At 68.1% G+C, this 20,432-nt stretch carries 20 protein-coding genes and 2 pseudogenes; 12 read left to right on the forward strand and 10 right to left on the reverse strand.

What is annotated here, in order from left to right; translation table 11 throughout:
* Positions 1-34: 34 nt before the first annotated feature.
* Entirely contained in the window at positions 35-1,666 is a 1,632-nt protein-coding gene (gene casA / locus A5728_RS01815; protein ID WP_156523342.1) for a type I-E CRISPR-associated protein Cse1/CasA, read from the reverse strand.
* Positions 1,663-4,683 carry a CRISPR-associated helicase/endonuclease Cas3 gene (locus A5728_RS01820; RefSeq protein ID WP_064845429.1) on the reverse strand — a complete coding sequence of 1,007 codons (3,021 nt, stop codon included), beginning with the start codon at positions 4,681-4,683 and terminating at the stop codon, positions 1,663-1,665. Before A5728_RS01820 ends, casA begins: the two co-directional genes overlap by 4 nt.
* 154 nt (positions 4,684-4,837) lie before the next feature.
* Here A5728_RS01820 and A5728_RS01825 point away from each other — a divergent pair, with 154 nt between their 5' ends.
* Genes A5728_RS01825 through A5728_RS01835 form a run of 3 tightly spaced genes read left to right on the forward strand, consistent with a single transcriptional unit; the run spans position 4,838 to position 6,806 of the window.
* Entirely contained in the window at positions 4,838-5,506 is a 669-nt protein-coding gene (locus A5728_RS01825; RefSeq protein WP_064845430.1) for a hypothetical protein, read from the forward strand.
* Positions 5,503-6,054 carry a GNAT family N-acetyltransferase gene (locus A5728_RS01830; protein ID WP_082943156.1) on the forward strand — a complete coding sequence of 184 codons (552 nt, stop codon included), beginning with the start codon at positions 5,503-5,505 and terminating at the stop codon, positions 6,052-6,054. The genes A5728_RS01825 and A5728_RS01830 overlap by 4 nt, the downstream gene beginning before the upstream one ends.
* Positions 6,051-6,806, forward strand: coding sequence for a class I SAM-dependent methyltransferase (locus tag A5728_RS01835; protein WP_064845431.1), 756 nt, complete (start codon positions 6,051-6,053; stop codon positions 6,804-6,806). The genes A5728_RS01830 and A5728_RS01835 overlap by 4 nt, the downstream gene beginning before the upstream one ends.
* A 67-nt stretch (positions 6,807-6,873) precedes the next feature.
* Here A5728_RS01835 and A5728_RS01840 read toward each other — a convergent pair.
* Positions 6,874-7,458 (reverse strand): annotated as a pseudogene (locus A5728_RS01840) (GNAT family protein); the annotation flags it as partial.
* A gap of 184 nt (positions 7,459-7,642) precedes the next feature.
* Between A5728_RS01840 and A5728_RS01845 the strand changes: the two are divergent.
* The 3 genes from A5728_RS01845 to A5728_RS01855 all read left to right on the forward strand — a co-directional run bounded on the left by A5728_RS01845 (position 7,643) and on the right by A5728_RS01855 (position 11,304).
* Complete coding sequence (locus A5728_RS01845; RefSeq protein WP_064845432.1) at positions 7,643-9,862, forward strand: catalase; 2,220 nt, start codon at positions 7,643-7,645, stop codon at positions 9,860-9,862.
* A 132-nt stretch (positions 9,863-9,994) separates the two neighbouring features.
* Positions 9,995-11,092: an iron-containing redox enzyme family protein gene (locus tag A5728_RS01850; RefSeq protein WP_082943158.1), complete on the forward strand. Its 1,098-nt coding sequence runs from the start codon at positions 9,995-9,997 to the stop codon at positions 11,090-11,092.
* Complete coding sequence (locus A5728_RS01855; RefSeq protein WP_064845433.1) at positions 11,089-11,304, forward strand: CDGSH iron-sulfur domain-containing protein; 216 nt, start codon at positions 11,089-11,091, stop codon at positions 11,302-11,304. The genes A5728_RS01850 and A5728_RS01855 overlap by 4 nt, the downstream gene beginning before the upstream one ends.
* Positions 11,305-11,313: 9 nt before the next feature.
* On the opposite strand, the gene A5728_RS14380 is transcribed toward A5728_RS01855, so the two are convergent.
* Complete coding sequence (locus tag A5728_RS14380; RefSeq protein WP_167319024.1) at positions 11,314-11,481, reverse strand: hypothetical protein; 168 nt, start codon at positions 11,479-11,481, stop codon at positions 11,314-11,316.
* Positions 11,482-11,701: 220 nt separating this feature from the next.
* On the opposite strand from A5728_RS14380, the gene A5728_RS01860 reads away from it, so the two are divergent.
* Positions 11,702-12,619, forward strand: a complete 918-nt coding sequence (locus tag A5728_RS01860) for a sulfite exporter TauE/SafE family protein (protein WP_064845434.1) — start codon at positions 11,702-11,704, stop codon at positions 12,617-12,619.
* A gap of 159 nt (positions 12,620-12,778) precedes the next feature.
* Here A5728_RS01860 and A5728_RS01865 read toward each other — a convergent pair whose 3' ends face one another.
* Positions 12,779-13,201, reverse strand: coding sequence for an organic hydroperoxide resistance protein (locus A5728_RS01865; RefSeq protein WP_035965673.1), 423 nt, complete (start codon positions 13,199-13,201; stop codon positions 12,779-12,781).
* A 406-nt stretch (positions 13,202-13,607) separates the two neighbouring features.
* Between A5728_RS01865 and A5728_RS13315 the strand changes: the two are divergent.
* Positions 13,608-14,189: pseudogene (locus tag A5728_RS13315) on the forward strand (IS3 family transposase); the annotation flags it as partial.
* Between the two features lie 24 nt (positions 14,190-14,213).
* On the opposite strand, the gene A5728_RS14955 reads toward A5728_RS13315, so the two are convergent.
* The gene (locus A5728_RS14955; RefSeq protein ID WP_255359862.1) at positions 14,214-14,336 is read right to left on the reverse strand and encodes a hypothetical protein; all 123 of its coding nucleotides are present in this window, start codon (positions 14,334-14,336) and stop codon (positions 14,214-14,216) included.
* Positions 14,337-14,450: 114 nt separating this feature from the next.
* On the opposite strand from A5728_RS14955, the gene A5728_RS01875 reads away from it, so the two are divergent.
* Together A5728_RS01875 and A5728_RS13955 are read left to right on the forward strand one after the other, a co-directional pair.
* Positions 14,451-14,873, forward strand: a complete 423-nt coding sequence (locus A5728_RS01875) for a helix-turn-helix domain-containing protein (RefSeq protein WP_231885450.1) — start codon at positions 14,451-14,453, stop codon at positions 14,871-14,873.
* A 169-nt stretch (positions 14,874-15,042) separates the two neighbouring features.
* A complete protein-coding gene (locus tag A5728_RS13955) occupies positions 15,043-15,180 on the forward strand; it encodes a hypothetical protein (RefSeq protein WP_156523344.1) in 138 nt (45 codons plus the stop codon).
* Between the two features lie 286 nt (positions 15,181-15,466).
* Here A5728_RS13955 and A5728_RS01880 read toward each other — a convergent pair whose 3' ends face one another.
* Positions 15,467-16,231 carry an SDR family oxidoreductase gene (locus tag A5728_RS01880; RefSeq protein WP_064845436.1) on the reverse strand — a complete coding sequence of 255 codons (765 nt, stop codon included), beginning with the start codon at positions 16,229-16,231 and terminating at the stop codon, positions 15,467-15,469.
* A gap of 31 nt (positions 16,232-16,262) precedes the next feature.
* The gene (locus A5728_RS01885; protein WP_064845437.1) at positions 16,263-17,588 is read right to left on the reverse strand and encodes a deoxyribodipyrimidine photo-lyase; all 1,326 of its coding nucleotides are present in this window, start codon (positions 17,586-17,588) and stop codon (positions 16,263-16,265) included.
* 487 nt (positions 17,589-18,075) lie between these two features.
* Here A5728_RS01885 and A5728_RS01890 point away from each other — a divergent pair, with 487 nt between their 5' ends.
* Positions 18,076-19,224: a 3,4-dioxygenase subunit beta gene (locus A5728_RS01890; RefSeq protein ID WP_231885451.1), complete on the forward strand. Its 1,149-nt coding sequence runs from the start codon at positions 18,076-18,078 to the stop codon at positions 19,222-19,224.
* Positions 19,225-19,255: 31 nt separating this feature from the next.
* On the opposite strand, the gene A5728_RS14645 is transcribed toward A5728_RS01890, so the two are convergent.
* Positions 19,256-19,453 carry a hypothetical protein gene (locus A5728_RS14645; RefSeq protein ID WP_064845438.1) on the reverse strand — a complete coding sequence of 66 codons (198 nt, stop codon included), beginning with the start codon at positions 19,451-19,453 and terminating at the stop codon, positions 19,256-19,258.
* On the reverse strand, positions 19,426-19,755 hold the full coding sequence (locus tag A5728_RS14650) for a hypothetical protein (protein ID WP_231885452.1): 330 nt from the start codon (positions 19,753-19,755) through the stop codon (positions 19,426-19,428). The genes A5728_RS14645 and A5728_RS14650 overlap by 28 nt, the downstream gene beginning before the upstream one ends.
* A gap of 241 nt (positions 19,756-19,996) precedes the next feature.
* Here A5728_RS14650 and A5728_RS01905 point away from each other — a divergent pair, with 241 nt between their 5' ends.
* Complete coding sequence (locus tag A5728_RS01905) at positions 19,997-20,428, forward strand: MarR family winged helix-turn-helix transcriptional regulator (RefSeq protein WP_064845510.1); 432 nt, start codon at positions 19,997-19,999, stop codon at positions 20,426-20,428.
* Positions 20,429-20,432 lie beyond the last annotated feature (4 nt).

Raw genomic sequence — 20,432 nt, forward strand, 5'->3', positions numbered from 1 at the left:
TTCTCTCCTGTGCTGGGTGAGGGGCCGGTGATCGTCATGGGGTCAGTGCCGTGTCTGCCACGGTCTCCGCGAGCTTCTTGGTAATCCACAGCTCGTACCGGGCCGACGAATGGATGATGAGTTTCCCCGCCTCCGATTCCTCGGTGCGTCCGATCGCGGCGCGGGGGCCCGCGGCTGCAACGGCCTCCGCGATGAAGTACAGGGTGGTGGTGCGCATCCGCCGACCCCACTCCCGTTCGGCGTCCTCCGGAACGGGAATCCCGCCCAGGTAGTCCAACCACGCCACGAACTGCGCCTCCAGCGCCGCGAGCCACGCCTGCACCGGTGCCTGCGGCGCCTCTTCGGGGGATGCCCCGGCGCACACCAGGAGCTGTTTGTGGAACCACGCCATGCTGCCCCGGAAGGACATCACCCGTCCCACGACGCCCGCGACCACTGGCCACAGCTGTTGTGCGCGGTCCGTCAGCAACTGGACCCTGACGGGATACGTCTCGGACACCTCACCGTCGACGACGGCGTCCTGGGTCCCGTAGCTCATCCCCGTCAGACGCAGCGTGGTGCCGCTCTGTTCATAGGCGGCGTTCACCACGTCCGCGAGGTCGCCGTGGAGCTGGGAGACGATGGCGGGCTTGCGGTCCTTGGGCTCGTCGGGGCGGCTCTGCTCGAAGAGACTCTGCATACCCCGCCACACCGTGAGCGCGGGATCGTGCGTCTTGGGGAAGAAGACGTCGACGCCGTTCTTGGACTGCGCCCTGGAATAGCGGTACCCCGTGGTCGGATCCGTGAAGTTGTTGGCGCGCCGGATCTTGTCCCCGTTGCAGATCAGGGCCCCGACCACGGTGTTCCCCTCCTGATTCGGGAACAGCCGGACGCGTCGCTGCTGCCAGGTCAGGACGTCGACCACACCCGTGGGCGTAACCTCGTCGACCGAACGCGGCGAGGCATCGGCCGACGCGCGCTCCCAGGGCGGCAGATCGGCGTCGACCTCTTCCCGCGGAGCCAGCAGCGCGCGCACCGGAAGATTGAGCACGAGGGTGTCCCGCAGCGTGGGACCCATGACCTGCACCGCCCCGATGGCCCCGGCCCAGCCCGTACCGATGGGGTAGCCCTTGCCCCCCTTGACGCGGGGGTCCCCCACCGCTCCGGATTTGATCCCGGACACGTCATACGCCTGGGTGTACACCAACCATCGCGCGGCCGCTGCTGCGGGGAGTGTCTTGGTGGCCGCAGACGTGGACGTGGAGAACAGTCCTGGCCCTGTGTCTGGGACCAGCACGGACGCGTCGGAATACTCCTCTTTCTTGGTGTGCAGTCCCGCCGCTTGGAAGAACGGGGCTGTTGCGTCGAAGAGGTTGAAGCGGCCCTCCCAGGCTTCCAGGTATTCCCCCACGAGCGCGCCCAGATCATCCGCCGCCTGGACCTTCTGCCAGGTCTCGGCCAGGCGATCCTCCGGGCCGAACAGTTCATGGTGACGCAGCGCGCGGATGAAAACGCCCAGCAGGAGCCGGAACACCGCCTGGTTCTGGGTGTCGGATTCCCCGGCGAGATCCGTGAACTGCTCGGCCCTGTCGTAGAACTCGAGCAACCCCACCTCCTCGACGTGCCCCTCGGCATGGCGCATGCGCAACCATGGTTCTCGTAGAAGATCGAAGTTGTGACTGCTCACTGCAGGTCCTTCCCGTAGTCCAGCTGGTCATCCATGACGTCGTATTCCTCCGTGTCGTCGCACCACGGGTCCGAGGCGTCGGGGGCGGCGAGCTCCACGGGGTGGATCCCGAGCCGGGGGTCGTACAGGAAGGATTTCCCCAGTAGCTCCCCGCGCAGTTCCCCATCCAGGCGCAGAACCAGTTGGCCCCGCAGCCGGAAGTCCGCTTGCCAGGCACGCATGCCCTGGTCCTCGAGTTCGGCGATGGCCGCGTCCAGCTCCCAAGGGGCGACGAGCCACCGCGGCAAACGCACCGAACTCATGGCCACGGCCCGCGCGAATCGTGGTGGCGGGACGGCAGTCTCCGTCACGGACCATTCCGTGCGGTCGCCGCGCTGTGGGAGGGCCCCCGGCAGGGGCGAGAGGAGCCCACCCTTCTCCTGCACCAGCAGCACCTCCACGCTGGGTTCGATGTCCCTCACGTGAGCCAGGGCCACGGATTCCGAGCGTTCGGCGTCCTGCGCGATCATGGGTTTGAAGACTTCCGTCAGGTATCCCTGACTCTGCGCCAGGGCGGTGAGCTGGAACGTCGCGGAACGTTGTCGGGATTCAGCTGCGCAGGTTTGTTCCTTGCGCGCGGTGCGGTCGTAAACTTCCCGCCACGTGTTGGGGACGTCCTGAGTCGGGCCGTAGATGTTTTCGACGACGCTCTCCAGCTCATGCGTCAGGCACCAGGGCCCACCGTCGAGGAACGGCCGCAGGGCCGCCAGAGTGGCCAGAAGGACACGATCCCCGTACACGGCCGTGGCCCCGGCATCGGGAACCGGCACCGGGCCGGCCATGTCCACCCCACGAATGTGAAGCACCGGGGAGCTCAACCCCGCCGGGCGGTCATCCGTGGGCCGTGCGTGACGATGCAAGCGTCCCGCGCGTTGCGCCAGGCTGTCGCCGGGAGCGAGATCCGTGATCAACAGGTCGAAGTCGATGTCCAGGGACTGCTCCAGGACTTGGGTTCCCACCACGATGAAGCGCTCCGGGCGCCCTGTTCCCCGATGCGCGCTCGGTCCCAGAGCGGACACGAGTCGTTTCTCCCTGTCGGACCTGTCCCACGCCGTGAACTGCGAGTGGTGCAGTTCGACGGTCCCCTCGCCAAAATCATCCTGGAGCTGTTCGTACACCTCCTGCGCGCGGCGCACCGTGTTGCAGACCACGCCCGCCACACCGCCGTCCTGCAGGTCCGACAGGAGAAGGTCACCGAGTGACTCGAGATCGTCATCCAGCAGATGCACGTCGACCAGCCGATGCGTGGCGCGCTGTTCGATGGGCGTGAATCGCACCCCGTGCTGCCCTGTGAGCGAGATGCGCGGGTACTGCGGAACCTCGTCCGGCCGCCGTACCTGCGTCTGACGACGTCGCCCCCGGCCTTTCAGCGCGGCCAAACTCGTATTGGCTGACGGAGCGGGAGTAGCGCTCTCCGGAACCGGATTCACGCCGAGACCCTCCGCGTAGGCATCTTCCAGCTGTTGTCGCAGACCCGAGGCCAGGGTGGCGGACAGCAGGATCACGCTCACACCGTGAGCGGCCAGCCAGGTCAGTGTCCGCACCAGGTAGCCCGAGGTGAACACGTCGTAGGAGTGCACCTCATCCAGGATCACCACTTTGCCCGCCACACCCAGGTGCCGCATGGTGACGTAGCGGGTGGCCAGCGCGGTCATCAGCACCTGATCGATCGTGCTCACCGTGAACTCAGCGAGCATGCCTCGCTTGCCCGTGAACCACTCGTGAGCCACGACCGCTTGGGTGCCGCGGCCGTTCACCGAACGGGTCTGTCGGATCAGCCGTTCGTTCTCGGGTTCCAGCCAGGCCCGCGAATGGCCCAGGAAGAGCGAGTGTGACACCGACCCGTCGTCCTCGAGCGTCTCGACCCATGATCTGACACGGGAGAACATGGAATCGGCCGTGGCCATGGTTGGGAGGGCGAAGGCCACACCCCCGCTGCCCAGGTTCCCCGCTAGGATCTCCGCCGCCAGGAGCGCTGCCTCGGTCTTCCCCTGGCCCATCTCCTCCTCGATGATGAGCAGGCACGGGCCGTCAGTCGACGCGGCCGCTTTCACGGCGGCGCATTGGCAGGGCCGAAGCTCAGCGGATCCGGGCCAGGAGAAACGTCTACGGAACGGCGGGCACGTCGTCGGCTCGGGCTGCCAGGCGCGGGTCAACCGAAGTCGTTGCAGCGCGTCGTCCGCGCGGCTGTCGTCACTCGGATGGCGCCCGCTCTCCGTCAGCGGGAACAGCTCTTGGTTCGAGGCGATCCAGTCCGCCGCGGTGATCAGCCCGCATAGCAATAGCTGGTCTGCGATCCCGAGCCCGCCCGCGGCCAGGACCTGCTCCAACACGGGGGTGGCACCCGTCCGTTCGAGGATGTCGTCCAGCATGCTCGTCCACAGGCACGCCCACTGCGACCCGTGGCGATCCAGCCACGCGGACAACTCGCGGGCCCTCCCCGCTCGCGGATTGTCGGTCCGACCCAGATCGCTCAGCCGCCCGTGGTGGCAACCCGCCGTGGAACTGCAGGAAATGATGCCCGCGAGATCCACTTCGGGGAAACGGCGGTGAAGTTCACGCCGCAGGATCAGATCGGAAACCTCGGCGTGCCGGGGGCGTGGCTCTGGGACCCACCCCATGTTCGGGGGACAGCTGGGTAGAGCTCGGACCTGCTCCCAGAGCCAGCCGTGTTCAGGGGACCCCTCGATCTGCGATGCGAAGGCGACGTCTGCTTTGCCCAGGTCATGCACACCGGCGAGGAACCCGACCAAGCGGGCGGCGTCGTCGACTGATCCATGACATGCCGCGGCGAGGCGCTGCTGGACAGCCCGCGGCACCCACTCGAGCACGAGGCGCTCGCCCACGTCCGCCGCGTCCCTCAGATGCTGCGGCAACGCCAGCCATAGGCGTGCGCCCTGGTTCTTTCCACCGGCTCCGCGGCCGAAATCGGAGTACGTCTTGGCCCACAACCGCCATGCCTCGCTGGTGAGCACCATGGCGCCTCCCTACTTTTGAATGTGACCCGCCTCATACGCATTGGATGCAAACACATATTTGCACATGTAATGGTCTGACCTCGTATTGACCCGATGCGATTCTTGCGAGTCGACGATCGTCAGACGGTAGGGCTCCCTCCCCTACCCTGGCCCCATGACCTCCTCCATCCGTCACCGCTTCACCGGCCACATCGCCGGGGTCGGCACGTCCTCCGGCACGCGGCTCGTGCTGGGGTGCTGGTCCCACACGCCGCAGGGCCCGTTCGCGGACGTCATGGTCGCCCACCCGGACGGACGCCGCGAACTGCTGGCACCCAACGACTGGGTCGCGCATTTCGTGTCCGACACCTACACCTTCGACACCGTCACCCGCGTCCCCGTGAACGTGCAGCGCACGGGCTTCTCCCGCGCCTCCCGGTGGACGGTCACCGCGGGGCCGCTTACATGGCACTTCAGCGTGGGGCCGCGAGCGCCCCTGGGGTACCTGCTGCAGACGGTCCCCCGACCGATCAGCACCTCGCTGACCTTCGCCCGGCTCACCGATCAGGTGGCCCACCGCGTGATGCCCGGCGTGCGCACCCTGGGTACGGCCGGCAACGACCGCACCGAGTGGTACGCCGCCTACGACCTCCACACCATCACCCACTCCCGCGCCACCTGGGACGACCAGGGCCTGGGCCGCCTCACGGACATGACCCCGGCCCCGGACTTCGGTTTCAGCTCCACCCCGCGCCGGCCCAGCCTCACCGCCCTGACCAGCACCGTCCGGGTGCCCGACGCCGCTGCGGTCACCTCCCCTGCGCGGACCCCGGAACTCGGGTGAGCGCCGTCGCCGAACCGGCAGAACTGCGTGGACTGAGACCGGAGGACGCGCCGGCGCTACAAGCGCTGCTCGAGGCGACCCCCGATTACACCCGCCGGATCAGTGGACACGCGCCCCTCCCCGGCGACGCCGCCGAGATCCTTTCCGCGCTCCCGCCCGGCCTCGCACGCGAACAGAAGTACGACGTCGGGCTGTTCCGCGGGCCTGCTCTGGCAGCCATGGCCGACGTCATCCGCAATTTCCCCGAGGAGCATCACGCTCACATCGGTCTGCTTCTCGTGCGGCAGGACCACCAGGGAGAGGGCCTGGGGCGGGCGATACATGATGCCGTCACGAACCTCGTGAGCGGCTGGCCCGAGGTGACCACCCTGCGCCTGGGGATCGTGGAGACCAACGCGGCGAGCGCCGTCGGCTTCTGGAAGGCTCTGGGGTACGAGCCCACGGGCGAGACCGCGCCGTACGAGAACGACGAGGTGCGCAGCCGTGTGACCTTGTGGGAACGACCGGTACACCCGACCCCGCCATCCCATGAGAGGGCCGCCACATGACCCGGAACTGGTTCGAGCAGGGCGGAGGGAACTACGCCGCGCACCGCCCCGATTACCCCGCGGAGCTGGGCGCGGAACTGGCACGGATCGCCCCGCGGCGGGGCACCGCGGTGGACGTGGGCTGTGGGACAGGCCAGCTCACGGGCTTGCTGGCCGAACACTTCACGCATGTGATCGGCGTGGACCCCGGTGAGGATCAGCTCGCTCATGCCGCCCCCGTACGCGGCGTCGACTACGCGCGCGGGACGGCGGAGGACCTGCCCGTGGCCGACGGCCGCGCCGATCTCGTGACCGCGGCCCAGGCCGCACACTGGTTCGACCTGCCGGCTTTCTACACGCAGGCACGCCGCATCGCGGCCCCCGGCGCCGTCCTCGCACTCATCAGCTACGGCGTGGTGGAGGTGGAGCCGGGCCTGCGGGAACGTTTCGAGCGGTTCTACTGGCGCGAGATCGGCCCGTTCTGGCCGCCCGAGCGCCGCCTCGTGGAGACCGGGTACCGGGACATCGACTTCCCCTTCCCGCAGGTCCCGGTGGCCGCGCTGTCCATCCGGCGATCTTGGCCGCTCGATGCCTTCCTGGGCTACCTGGGCACGTGGTCCGCGGTGCGCAACGCCGCGGAGTCCGGACACGACGACGTTCTGCGCCATTACGCCGCCGACCTCACCGAGGCGTGGGGCGAACCGTCCCGGTCGCGCGACGTCGTCTGGCCCATCACTGTGCGGGCGGGCAGGCTGGACGGGGAGTCCCGATAGGTGCCGCCCGTGCGCTTGGACCGGGTCTCCCGCAGCACCACGTTGTGCCGGCGCACCTGCTCCTCACCCGTCGCGCGACCCGCGCCTCGAGTCCCGCCTTCACCGAGGGCCACTCGTGCTCGAGCACCGAGTACACCACGGTGTCCCGCAGCGCGCCGTTGCGCTCCAACCGGTCCGCGCGCAGCACACCGTCCAGCCGAGCACCGAGGCGCTCGATCGCTGCCCGGGACTGCTGATTGGCCCAGCTCGTCTCATAACGCACGCACCGGCACCCGAGCTCCTCGAACGCGTGGGTCATGAGCAGCAGCTTGGACTCCGCATTCGTCCCCGTCCGGTGGGTGGACGCCCGGTTCCACGTGTGGCCCACGCTCACGCGCGGCACACCCCACTGCGGGTCGTAGAACGTGGTCATCCCGAGCACGACGTCGTCAGCCTGCCGCACGGTCACGAAGGGCAGCATGAATCCCTCGTCCTGCCACGTGAGCCACTTTTCCACGGCCGCGGCCATGCCGTCCGGGTCCGCCACGCTCGTGTACCAGCGCTCCCACATGCGCCCGTCCTCGGTGGCCTCGATCAGCCCGTCCAGGTGCTCGCGGCTGAGGGGTTCCAGGCGGACCAGCTGCCCGCGCAATGTCACCGGTGTCCACGTCATGGGATCACTGTCTCACGACGACGCCGCGCGGCCCGCGCGCGCAGCCCCTGACGGGTTCACAAACCCGCAGGACGGCGACTGCCTCCCTACAGGTGTATGCCCACCCCCAAGGGTGCTGACAGTATGGGAGAACCACGTCGCACTCCATGACCGCGGCGTGCGTCAGCTTCGTAGGAGGATCGTCATGTCCGCACGCGATAACAACGCCCCCCAGGTCCCGGGAGTTCCCGGGACCGGTGAGCCGACCATCGAGGAGCCCACCGCTCCCCGTCAGCCGCTTCCGCCCAAGCCCGATCAGGGTGCCCCCGAGCGGGTCACGCCCACGGGTGCGCCCACCGATGCCCCGATGTCCGCGATGGCCCAGCAGGGTGAGTACCTCACCACCGCGCACGGCGCGCGCCTAACGAACTCCGACCAGTCCCTCAAGGCCGGGGCCCGCGGTCCCGTGCTGCTGCAGGACCACCACTTCCGGGAGAAGATCTCCCATTTCGACCACGAGCGCATCCCGGAGCGCGTGGTGCACGCCCGCGGCGCGGGTGCCCACGGCACGTTCCGCGGCTACGGCTCGGCCACCAAGCTCAGCCGTGCGGGCCTATTTGCCAAGGACAAGGAAACCTCGGTGTTCGTGCGGTTCTCCACCGTGCTGGGCTCCCGCGGTTCGGGCGATCTGGCCCGTGACACCCGCGGTTTCGCCGTCAAGTTCTACACGGACGAGGGCACCTGGGACCTCGTGGGCAACAACATGCCGGTGTTCTTCATCCAGGACGCCATCAAGTTCCCGGACGTCATCCACGCCGGTAAGCCCCACCCGGATCGTGAGATCCCCCAGGCCCAGTCCGCCCACGACACGTTCTGGGACTTCGTGTCCCTGCACACCGAGGCCCAGCACCACACCATCTGGAACATGTCCGACCGCGGCATCCCGCGCTCGTTCCGCATGATGGAGGGCTTCGGCGTCCACACGTTCCGTCTGGTGGCCGAGGACGGCTCCACCGTGCTGGTCAAGTTCCACTGGAAGCCGCGCCTGGGCGTGCACTCCGTGGCGTGGGAAGAGGCCCAGCTGATCAACGGTGCGGACCCGGACTTCCACCGCCGGGACCTCGCGGACGCCATCGAGGCCGGCGCGTACCCGCAATGGGAACTGGGCGTCCAGGTGTTCGAGGACACCGAGGACCAAATGTTCCAGGGCATCGACTTGCTGGACCCCACCAAGATCGTCCCGGAGGAACTCGTCCCCGTGGAGCCCGTGGGTCTGATGACCCTGGACCGCAACCCCTCCAACTACTTCGCGGAGACGGAGCAGGTGGCGTTCAACCCCAACAACCTGGTCCCGGGCATCGACGTGACCAACGACCCCTTGCTGCAGGGGCGTCTGTTCTCCTACCTGGACACCCAGATCACCCGCCTGGGCGGGCCCAACTGGAACCAGCTGCCCATCAACCGCCCGCACGCGGCGGTCAACGACATGCTGCGTGACGGTTTCCACCAGAGTGCGGTGCACTCGGGTGTGGCCCCCTACCGGCCCAACTCGCTGGACGGCGGCAACCCGGCGGAGACTCCCGAGGACGAGCACGCGTTCATCGACTACCCGGCCCCGGTCCCCGCGTCCGTCAAGGAGCGCGTGCGGCCCCAGTCCTTTGAGGACCACTTCAGCCAGCCACGCCTGTTCTGGCTCTCGCTGAGCGAGGTGGAGCGCGAGCACACCGCGCAGGCCTACGCGTTCGAGCTCGGCAAGTGCTGGGACGAGAACATCCGCACCCGTCAGCTGCGCCACCTGTTCGCGATCGACCCCGCGCTGGGCAAGACCGTGGCCCAGGCGCTGGGGCTGCCCGAGCAGGAGCCCACCGAGGCTCCCGCCCAGGATGTCCAGGCCTCCCCGGCCCTCACCCAGGTGGGCGAGACGTGGCCCGTCGAAGGCCGCCAGGTGGGCATTCTCGTGGGTCCGGACACGGACGCCGACCAGCTCGCCACGCTCGTCTCCGAGATCGACGGCGCGGACATGGTCCCCCTCGTCATCGCACCCCAGGGCGGTGAGGTGGCCCCGGGCATCGTGGCGCACCGCACCCTGCTCACGGCACGGTCCATCGAGTTCGACGCCGTGGTGGTCGCCACCGCCGGCGCTCCTGTGAACCCCGTGGCCGGCGGCCTGGACGCGAAGGCCGGTGCACCCAGCCCGGGTGACATCGACCCCCGCGTGAGCCTGCTGCTCAACGAGATGTGGCGCCACGCCAAGGCGATCGCCGCGTTCGGCCCCGGCACGGACGTGCTGGACGCCCTGCAGATCGCCCAGACGCCCGGCGTCGTGAGCGCGGACTCCGCCAAGGACGTGCTGAGCACCGTGGTGGAACTGCTCGGCAGCCACCGGGTCTGGGAACGTTTCCCGACCACGGGTATGTTGGCCTAATGAATAGGAAGTAGTCGTACTATTTCCGCCGATTGCCCGCGGACCGCTTCACCGCGGTCCGCGGGCAATCCCCGTCTTCAGAGACACCCCACCCGCGCCGAGCACCCACCTTTCCGAGCGGAGAACACCATCATGACGACCGTCCCTACCCGAACCGTGGCCCCGACCGCTCGCGGACCCGTGAGCACGGCCCTCCTGGAGATCCTGACCGGCCCGGAGGAGACCCCGGCGAGCGGGTACGCGGCGCTGTCCGAAGCGACGGCCACCGCGGTTAACGCGTCGCAGGACGTCCTCGCGGACGAGGACCTGCAGCTGTCCCTGTTCCTGCTCTACCTGTTGCACTACGGGCCCGCGGAATTCGTGACCGCGGACCGCGAGTGGGATCCCGAGCTGCTGCGCGTGCGCACAGTGCTCGAGGCCGGTTTCGAGGCCGAGCTGCGCCGTCGCGTGCCCCTCCCCGATCCCCTGCCCGGCGACTCCGCGCAACTCGTGGACACGATGTTCGCGATGACCGGCGGGGACGCCAAGCCCACCCTGGCCACGTGGCTCGCCCGGCACCCGAGCGAGGAGATCCTGAGCGAGTTCCTGGTCCACCGCTCCATCTACACGCTGCGCGAGGCGGACCCCCACTCGTGGGGCATCGCCCGGTTGCGGGGCCGCGCGAAGGCGGCGCTCGTGGAGATCCAGTCGGACGAGTACGGCGGGGGCCGTCCCGAGCGCGTGCACGCCACGATCTTCGCGCAGACCATGCGAGGTTTCGGCCTGGACGACACCCTGGACCACTACCTGGACCTCGTGCCCGCCCCCACGCTCGCGTCCATGAACCTCATGAGCCTGTTCGGACTGCACCGCCGGTTGCGCGGGGCCATCGCGGGTCACCTCGCGGCGTTCGAGATGACGTCCTCGATCCCCAACAAGTACTACGGCCGAGCGTTCCGCAAGCTCGGTTACGACGCGGACGTCACCTGGTACTACGACGAGCACGTGGAGGCCGACGCCGTTCACGAACAGATCGCCGCGCGTGACCTCGCCGGGGCGCTCGCCCAGGACGAGCCCGAGCTGCTCGAGGACGTCCTGTTCGGCGCGGCCGCGTGCCTGTACGTGGACGGGCTCATGGGTGATCACATGCTCGAGTGCTGGTCGGACGGGCGGACCTCCCTGCGCGGGAGCATGCCGGGACTGCAGACCGTGGGTTCCGAGGCCCCGGTCGCCGAGCGGGTGGCCCTGTGAGCGAGCAGGATCCACGCACCACGGACGACGGGAGCCCCGTCCTCTCGGTGGCGCACGACGCCGAGGATCCCGTGGTGATCACCCCGTGCCCGGACGGGCCGCTCTTGGTGCGCGGTGACGTGCTGATCGCCCCGGAACCGGGGGCCGAGCCGCAGAAGCCGCCGCGGCGCGTCGTCGCCCTGTGCCGGTGCAACATGTCGTCGATCGCGTAGTGGTTCAGGTCAGTTCTCGGTGGCGGGCTCGTCGCCCTTGTTGTCCGTCATGGCGCCCACGCCCTCGTCGGCGGGTTCGGCGTCCGTCTGGGTCTCCTGACCTAGGGCCGCACTCTCTTCCTGGGGGCTCATCTTGATGGATTCCTCGCCCGCGTTGGCGGGATTTTTCTCTGCCACGTGCTGTCCTTTCGTTGGACGTCTCGGTCGGCGGAATCGCTGACCCTCCCATCCTCGTCAGCGTACTGACGATTGACAAGGGAAGACGTCCCCCGGCCGATGTCAAGCGGATGTCATCGCACTACACGTTGTGACGCACGGCGCAACATTCCTTGGGTGAGCGCCCGCCCGGTTCCTAGGCTGAGTGACCTCACCCCTTCCACTGCACAGGAGTCGCACCGTGCGTACATTGATCTTGCTCGCCCTGGTGGGTTTCGGGGCGCAACTCGTGGACGGTTCGCTCGGTATGGCCTACGGCGTGACCTCATCCACCCTGCTGTTGGCCGTGGGCCTGACCCCCGCCTCGGTGTCCGCGACAGTGCACCTCGCGGAGGTGGGCACCACCCTGGCCTCCGGGCTCTCGCACTGGCGCTTCGGCAACATCGATTGGCGCGTCGTAGGCTTCATGGCGGTTCCCGGCGGGATCGCCGCGTTCGCGGGCGCCCATCTGCTGACCCTCTCCGGGGAGGCCGCCGCACCGGTGATGTCCGTGATCCTGTTGCTGCTGGGCTGCTACGTGGTGTGGCGGTTCTTGCGGCTCGGCGGGCGGCGCCCGAACTTCACGGGCAAGGTGCGCGGATTCTTCCTGATCCCCCTGGCCACGGTCGCGGGCTTCATGGACGCGATCGGCGGCGGTGGGTGGGGCCCCGTGGGCACCCCCACCCTGCTGGCCTCCGGCAAGATCGCCCCGCGCAAGGTCATCGGATCCATCGACACGTCCGAGTTCGTGGTCAGTCTGGGTGCCTCCATCGGGTTCCTGATGGCACTCGGCAGCCAGGGCATCGACTTCGGCATGGTCCTGGCTCTACTGATCGGCGGTGTGGTGGCCGCGCCGATCGCCGCGTGGCTCGTGCGTTGGCTCGCCCCGCGCATCCTCGCCGTCGGCGCCGGCGGACTCATCATCTTCACGAACACGCGTACCCTGTTGCGCCTGGACGCCGTGCAGGCGCGCCTCCCCGGCGACGCCGCGTACTACGCGATCCTCGGCGCGCTCGCCCTGCTGTGGATCGTCGCGGTCGTCTGGGTCGTGCGCCGCGAACTCGCCGACCGCCGCTCCGCGACCCTGCGCACCGAGGTGCGCGTCCCCGAGAGCGTCTGAGGGCGACGTCGCGCCGAGGGGACGTGACATCCCCCTCGGCGCCGTGGGGCTCGTGGCCCCCGCCCGTGCGTCACGGCACGGCCCCGTCAGGGCCTCAGTGGGCCGCAGAATGCCGGGGACGTGCGGTGCGCTCTCATCGGGCGCGGTGCGACGCGCTCGTCAATCCTCCACGACGGTCACGGTGACCTCGATGTTGCCGCGCGTGGCGTTGGAATAGGGGCAGACCTGGTGCGCGGCGTCCGCGAGTTCCTGGGCCGCGTCGTGCTCGAGTTCGGGGATGATCACTTCCAACTGCACGGCCAGGGTGAACCCGCCTGCGCCGTTGTCGCCGATCTGCACGCGGGCACCCACGGCAGAATCCCCGAGCGAGACCTTCTGCTGGCGGGCGACCATCTGCAGGGCGGAGTGGAAGCAGGCCGCGTACCCGGCGGCGAAAAGCTGCTCGGGATTGGCACCGTTCCCGGATCCCCCCATCTCCTTCGGCACGGCCAGGTCGAACTGCAGCGACCCGTCCTTGGTGGCGACGCTGCCGTTGCGGCCCGCGCCCTGGGCAAGCGCTTCCGCGGTGTACATAGCCTTCATGATGATTCCTCGTCCTTTCCGTGGCCGGTGAGCCCCGGCCCTGAACGCCGGGTGGTACGACCGCAATCGATGGTAGGTCGCGGTATTTAGATTGTCCACAATCTAGACGTTCACTTTTCATGCGGGACGGGCCGGTGAGGGCCACCCGGAATCCCCCGTTACCTTTTTCGTGGCGCCTGAGTTCGGGAGGATGAGGGCGTAGGTAGCCAGCCGGTCCCGGCATGATTGTTGCCCCCCCAGTCGACCATGATCCGGGGGGTGTAGTCACCGGGACCGGTCCTGGTTCACACGGACCGCTGAAGCGCCCTGGGTTTGGTTCCGAGATTCCTGAAGAAGGCCTCGGCTTTTTTCGCAGCGGAGCTCGACCGCCCCACGACGAGATGATCCGATTCATGGACATGAACACTCCGCCAAGGGTGAGGATCACCGCCCGGACCTGGTGAAACGTGACTTCACTGCCGCCCCGCACCAGCTGTGGGTCTCAGACATCACCTACGTGCGCCTCATGTCGGGATTCTGCTACGTCGCATTCATTACTGATGTCTGTACCCGTAAGATCATCGGCTGGGCCGTGGCTTCAACACTGCACACTGACCGGCTGCCACTGCTGGCTCTAGAACACGCGCTCTTGACGAGCGGAGCCCGTCGGACGTCTTCTGGGCTGACGCATCATTCGGACCGAGGGGTTCAATACGTATCTTTGGCCTACACGGATGCCTTGGTCGCCGCGGGTGTGACCGCTTCGGTCGGCACAGTCGGGGATTCCTATGACAATGCTCTGGCGGAGTCAATCAATAGTCTGTACAAGACGGAGATCATCTAATCCAGGGGCGTGTGGGACTCGGCAACGGCGGTGGAGATCACAATACTGGAGTGGGTCCACTGGTGGAACACCGCTCGACTTCACGAGTCCCTGGCCTACCGGACCCCGGCCCAGGTCGAAGCTGCTTGCACCGAGATCGAGGCGACCGCACCCGTGGTGCCCTAACCTCGGAACGTAACCCAAGGCGCTTCAGTTCTCGCAGGGGAAGATCTCCCACCACAAGATCCCGCGCCATGTGCACGTGGTGGAGGAGTTGCCCATGACCGTCACGGGCAAGGTCCGCAAGGTGGAGATGCGTGAGGAGGCGCTCAAGCTGCTGGATCTGGAGCGCAGAACCCACAGGCCATGCCACGTATATGTGAATGAGTGTCACGGTATAACTAAATACTTACGAACACGGCGCGAAGGGAGACGCCAATGACCACCATGACTGAGCGGATCACGATCTCGGCCCAGACCGTGCGCGCGGCGCAGGCCCCCGCGCGTCAGGGTTCAACCTTGGTTCTGCGCGATGCAAACGGCGGGGAGGTGGAACTCCCGGACGAGGTCCAGAGGACACTCCTCCATGCACTCACGGCCATTGCCGAGCACGGTTCGGTCAGCATTGCTCAAATGACCGACGAGCTGACAAGTACGGTGGCCGCGGACATCCTGGGGGTCTCACGCCCCACCCTTCTCCGTTGGACCCGCGAGGAGCTGATTGAATCCTTCAAGGTCGGATCACATACGCGGTTCCGTCGTTCCGATGTCCTCCGATTGCGGGAACAGCGGGAAACGGAACGTCGCGAAGCCTTCGAGAAACTGCGGGCACTCGACGCGGAAGACGATGTCGAGCTTTTCGAGGACTGAGATCATGCGTTCGTGAGCGACACGTGGGGCACCCCTGTTTTCAACCGGGGTGCCCCACGTGATGTCACGAGATTTGGACCATGACGCAAAGAGTTTTCGTCGATGCCAACGTCCTCTTCAGCTAGACCCTGATGGATTGGCTCTTCTTGTTGCGCCTTAAAACCCCGCAATGTTCCAGGTCCACAGCACGGAGGACGTCTTCGCGGAGGTCATCGCGAACACGCGCAAGAAATGCCCTACAGCTCCGGGACATAGAACCGCCCAGCGGGCGCAGCTGATACGCAAGAACATGGATGAGGTCCTGTAGGGCTTCCCGTCTGATCTCGACTTCACCAGTACGGATGGCCACGATTACCACGTCTCCGCAGGGGCCGTTTTCGGAGGCGCAGACATCATCCTCACGCCCGACACCTACATGCGGCCCGGGGAGCCGGTGACCTACGAGGGCACGCAGGCGCTGCGCCGCTTCTTCGGGATCGAACGCGACTGACCTCCAGCACACTAGAGGCCCACGCACCATGCGCTGACGACGGCGAGGTAGCAGTCCTCGCGACATCGATCCGTCACACGACGGGCCGCTGCGGTGCCGCCTCTCAGTACTCCGTCTGCAACCACTCGTCGAAGCGCTGCGAGGTGACGAACGCGTCCTGTGGGATCAGGCCACCGTGGGCGATCGCCCGGCCGAGCAGCGGCGCTTCCTCCAGCACACTGGGCGTGCGGCCCGCGAGGTCACCGCCGGCCGCGAGGATGCGGCGCGCGAAGTTCGCCATGGTGTCCACCTCCGGGCCGCGCACCGCGAGGATCTCGTGACGTGCCTCGCGATGGGCGGTGGCGACCTCGGCGACGAACCGTGCGACCTCCTCGCGCCGCGCGGGCGCCATGAGAAGGGTGGGCACCAGGGCCACCGGGCCGCGGGCGACCAGGCCGGTGGTTGCGGGAATGAAATCGAACCACTGGGTCGAGCGCACCGTGGTGGAGGGGATCCCCGCCTGCTGGTACACGCTTTCCTGCGCGGCCTTGCCCTTGTAGTAGCCGAAACCGCCGTTGACCCGCGGATCCACGGCACCCGCGATGGACAGGCACACGACTCGGCCCACGCCCTGCTCGCGCGCCGCCTTAACGGTCTGGGACGCGGCCCGCGTGAAGAACGGGACGGACTTGCGGGCACCGAACGTATTGATGTGCAAAGCGTCCACGACCACGTCCACACTCGCCAAGGCTTGCAACAACCCCCGACCGGCCACGACGTCCACCCCCGTGCGGCGGCTCGCCCGCACCACGATGTGGCCGTCGGCCTCGAGGAGGTCGGCGACGTCGGACCCAAAACTCCCGCTGGCACCCAGCACGGCGATCTTCATGGGGCCAGCGTAGGCGTAGAGCGTGCGAGGTTCACAGGGTCTTGAACAGCTCCAGGGCGTGGGCGCGGGAAGCCTTGAGGTCCACGATGGATTCCACGCCCTCCTGCCGCCCGTTCCAGCGGTCCACGTACACGAAGTCCGGGTCGAACTTCTTCTGCTGGGTCTCGGGGTTGAAGATCCGGAAGTAGGGCGCGGCGTCGGTCCCGGAACCGGCCACCCACTGCCAGTTGTGAGGGTTCGAGGCGGGGTCCGCATCCACGAGGGTGTCCCAGAACCACTGCTCCCCCAGCCGCCAGTCGATCAGCAGGTTCTTGGCCAATAGAGACGCGGTCACCATGCGCACCCGGTTCTGCATGGTCCCGGTCTCCCATAGTTCGTGCATGCCCGCGTCCACCAGGGGGATCCCCGTGCGCCCACGCTGCCACGCGGCGAGCGCGTCGTCGTCCAGCGGAGGCCATGGGAAGCGCTCGAATTTGGGGTTGATGGGGCGGGTGGCCATGTCCGGGTGGATGTAGAGGTTGTACCAGGCGTACTCCCGCCATCCCAGTTCGGTGAGGAACTTCCACGGGTTCTCCGCGCCGGACAGCGCCCTGTACCACACGGTGTGCGGGCTGATCTCCCCCCAGCGCAGGTGCGGAGACAGGCCCGACGTCGCCGGTTTCGCCGGGACGTCCCGGTCCTGCGTATAGGTGGGCAGGCGCTCGTCGAGGAAGTCGTCGAGGCGATCGTGGGCCGCGCGCTCGCCCACGGTCCACGTGCGGGCCAGCCCTGCCGACCAGTCCGGCGCGGTAGGTAGGAGCCCCCAGTCCTCGAGGGCGTCGGAGGCAGGGGTGAGCTCGGCGGGCACCACGGACGACGGCGCCGGATACGGTTCACGCGGCGGCGGCCCGCTCGTGCACGCGCGCCAGAACGGGGTGAACACCCGGTAGGGGTCACCGGCCTGCGTGGTGATGGCCCACGGTTCGAACATCAGGTTCCCGGCGTAGGAGTGCGCCTCCACCCCGTTCTCCCCGGCCCAGTCCTTGAGCCCGGCGTCCACCGCGCGCTCGGGCCCGCCGTAGCGCCGGTTCCACAGCACACGGTCCGCACCGGTTTCGCGGACGACGTCGCGCACGACCTCCCCCGCCGCCCCTCGCCGCAGTGTCAGGGGCGTCCCCAGGGCGGCGAGATCCGCCGCCAGCGACGTGAGGGAGTGATGCAGCCACCACTTCGCTGCACCCCCGAGGGGCCGGATGCCCGGGGATTCCTCGTCCAGCACGTAGAGGCACACCACAGGCTCACCGTGGGACACCGCCTCGTGCAGGGCGGGGTGGTCGGTGACCCGCAGGTCGTCGCGGAACAGCACCACGGTGGTCATGCGAACTCCTCGATGGGACGTGCGTGGGACGTGCCGGATTCCAGGCCGGTCAAGGGACACCTGTCAGCCTGGCACACCCACCGGTGAGAAGGGACCGGGCACCGGCCTGTGTGGCATCGGCGCCGTGCGCAACACGTCCGACTCCCTCCCACCCCGCGGCGCCGTGTGGCTGGTCGTGGCACTGGCCGCGCCGGCCCTGGGGCTGCTGCGCACCACGATCGCCCTGAGCGTCGGGCCTACGGCAACAGCCCGCCGTAGCGCCGGTCCCACGGCACGCGGTCCGCACCGGTTTTGCGGACGACGTCACGCACGGCCTCCCCGGCCGTCCGGCACTGCGCGGGGCCCGGAGCCTGCTCCCCGTCAATCCACAGCCCCGGCACAAGCACACCCCACGCGCAGCACAGGCCGGTCGGACCGTGGATCCAGCCCGGCTCCGTAGCGTCGGGGTTTCGACGCGCCACTGAGCGCCTTCCGAAGGAAGCATGTAATGAACCCGATCCGTCGACGCCGCGGCATCCGCACCTACCCGGCCACCTCCGAGACCTGCGCCATGCAGTCGCAGAGCACCGACCGCGACCACGCGGGCCGCCACCACCCCGGGCACCGCGACACCGGCGGCCCTGACACCGGCCACCCCCGCGATGAGGGTCACGACGCCTCCGGTGCCCTCTCCGCACCCGCAGCCGGCACGTTCGAGGGACGGGTCCTGGACCGTCCCCACGAGGACGTGGAGGACCAGGGCCTCGCTTTCGACCTCGGAACGCTGATCGACCGCCGCCGCGCGCTCGGCATCTTCGGGGCTGGCGCGAGCGTCTTCGCACTGGCGGCGTGCACGGGCACCACGACGTCGAGCTCGTCCAGTTCCGCCTCCGCCACGGCATCGGCGTCCGAGACCGCGAGCGCCACGCCATCGCCCTCCAAGACCTACGACGAGGAGATGCCGCAGGAGACCGCTGGGCCCTACCCCGGTGACGGCTCCAACGGTGCGGACGCGCTGGACGTCTCCGGGGTGGAGCGCAGCAACATCACCGCGAGCATCGACGGCGGCGCCGCGGTGGACGGCGTAGCCATGACCCTGACGATGAACATCGTGGACATGGTCAAGGACAACGGTCCCATGACGGGCGCGGCCGTGTACGTGTGGCACTGCGACCCGGACGGCAACTACTCCATGTACTCGGAGGGCGTGGAGGACGAGACGTACCTGCGCGGCGTCCAGGTGGTGGGCGACGACGGCAAGGTCACCTTCACGTCGATCGTCCCAGGCTGCTACGCGGGCCGCTGGCCGCACATCCACTTCGAGGTCTTCCCGGACATCGGCTCGATCACGGACGCCACCAACGCGGTGCTGACCTCGCAGATCGCGCTGTCGGAGGAGATGGCCAACACGGTCTACAAGGACTCCCGCTACCCGGACTCCGCCACGAACATGTCCCAGGTCACCCTGGAGACGGACAACGTCTTCTCGGACGGGGTGGACATGCAGATGCCGAAGGTCTCGGGCAGCGTGGCCAAGGGGTACACGGTGACGATCGACGTCCCCATCGACACGAGCACCGCGCCGCAGAACGCCGCGGCTCCCGGTGGCGGAGCCGGTCCGGGGGCCGCGGGCGGGGGTGGAGCTCCGGGTCAGTGAGACCGCGGACCGCACTCCGTGGCGGGACGGGTCAGGGGACCAGGCCGTAGACGATCCCGCTGACCGCGACCAGCCCGGCCACCGTGACGAACACGTTGGAGGCCTTACCACGGTACGGCGCGAAAGCGGGGATCCGATGGATGGCGTGCATCGGCATGAGGTACAGGATCACGGCGATCACGGGCCCGGCCAGGGACTCGATCAGCGACAGGATGCTCGGGGTGGCCACGGCCGCGATCCAACCCGTGAGGAAGATGAACGCCGCCGCGGAGGCCCGCTCGCACGGGAGCCGTACTCGTGCTTCATGGCCACGGAGAACTGGGAGATGGCCGGCGAGTGGTTGAACGCGAAGACGAGCACCGGGATGACCAGCCACACGGACATCAGGAACTCCCCGGGCGTGGGCACACCCCGGAACGCACTGAAGTTCCACGCGGGAATCAGGTACAGGGTCACGCCCAGCAAGATCAGGATCAGCGGGTACACCAGCCACTGGGTGATGATCAGCATGATCCGCTGACCGGTGAGCATGACCGCCATCATCGGTACCACCAGCAGACCGGAGCAGCCAGCGCGGCGGTGGCTGTGGTCACCGAGGATCCTCCGGCCGGTGTGGACGTACGGTCGTGGTCATGCTCCGGCACCGGGGTCTCCGTGCTGTTGGGGGAAGGGCAGAGCGGAAGGATGCGGACACCCTGTGAGCCGGGCCATAGCTATACGCGACGTGCCCTCGTTGTTCCACAACCCCGCCGTGGTGGGCGCCTCCCGTACCATGGTGGGCATGGATCCCGAGTTCCGCCTGGACACGCAGCTGTGCTTCGCGCTGTACGCTGCCTCGCGCAAGGTGACCAGCACGTACCGTGAACCTCTCAAGGCCATCGGGCTGACCTACCCGCAGTACCTGGTGATGCTTGTGCTATGGGAGCAGGACCACCGCTCGGTCCGCCAGCTGGGCGAGACCCTCGCCCTGGACAGCGGCACCCTCTCCCCGCTGCTGCGCCGCATGGAGGCGGCGGACTTCGTGACCCGCCGCCGCAGCGAGCAGGACGAACGCTCGGTGGTCATCTCTCTCACGGACGCCGGGCGTGCTCTGCAGGAACCGGCCGCGGGGATGCAGCGCGAGCTGCTGGACGAGCTGGACATGTCCCCCAGGGACAGGAAGACCCTGCACATGCTGGCCCAGAAGCTGTGCCACGTACTGTGACGGC

It is taken from the genome of Kocuria sp. ICS0012, assembly GCF_001665945.1.
Lineage (GTDB): Bacteria > Actinomycetota > Actinomycetes > Actinomycetales > Micrococcaceae > Kocuria > Kocuria marina.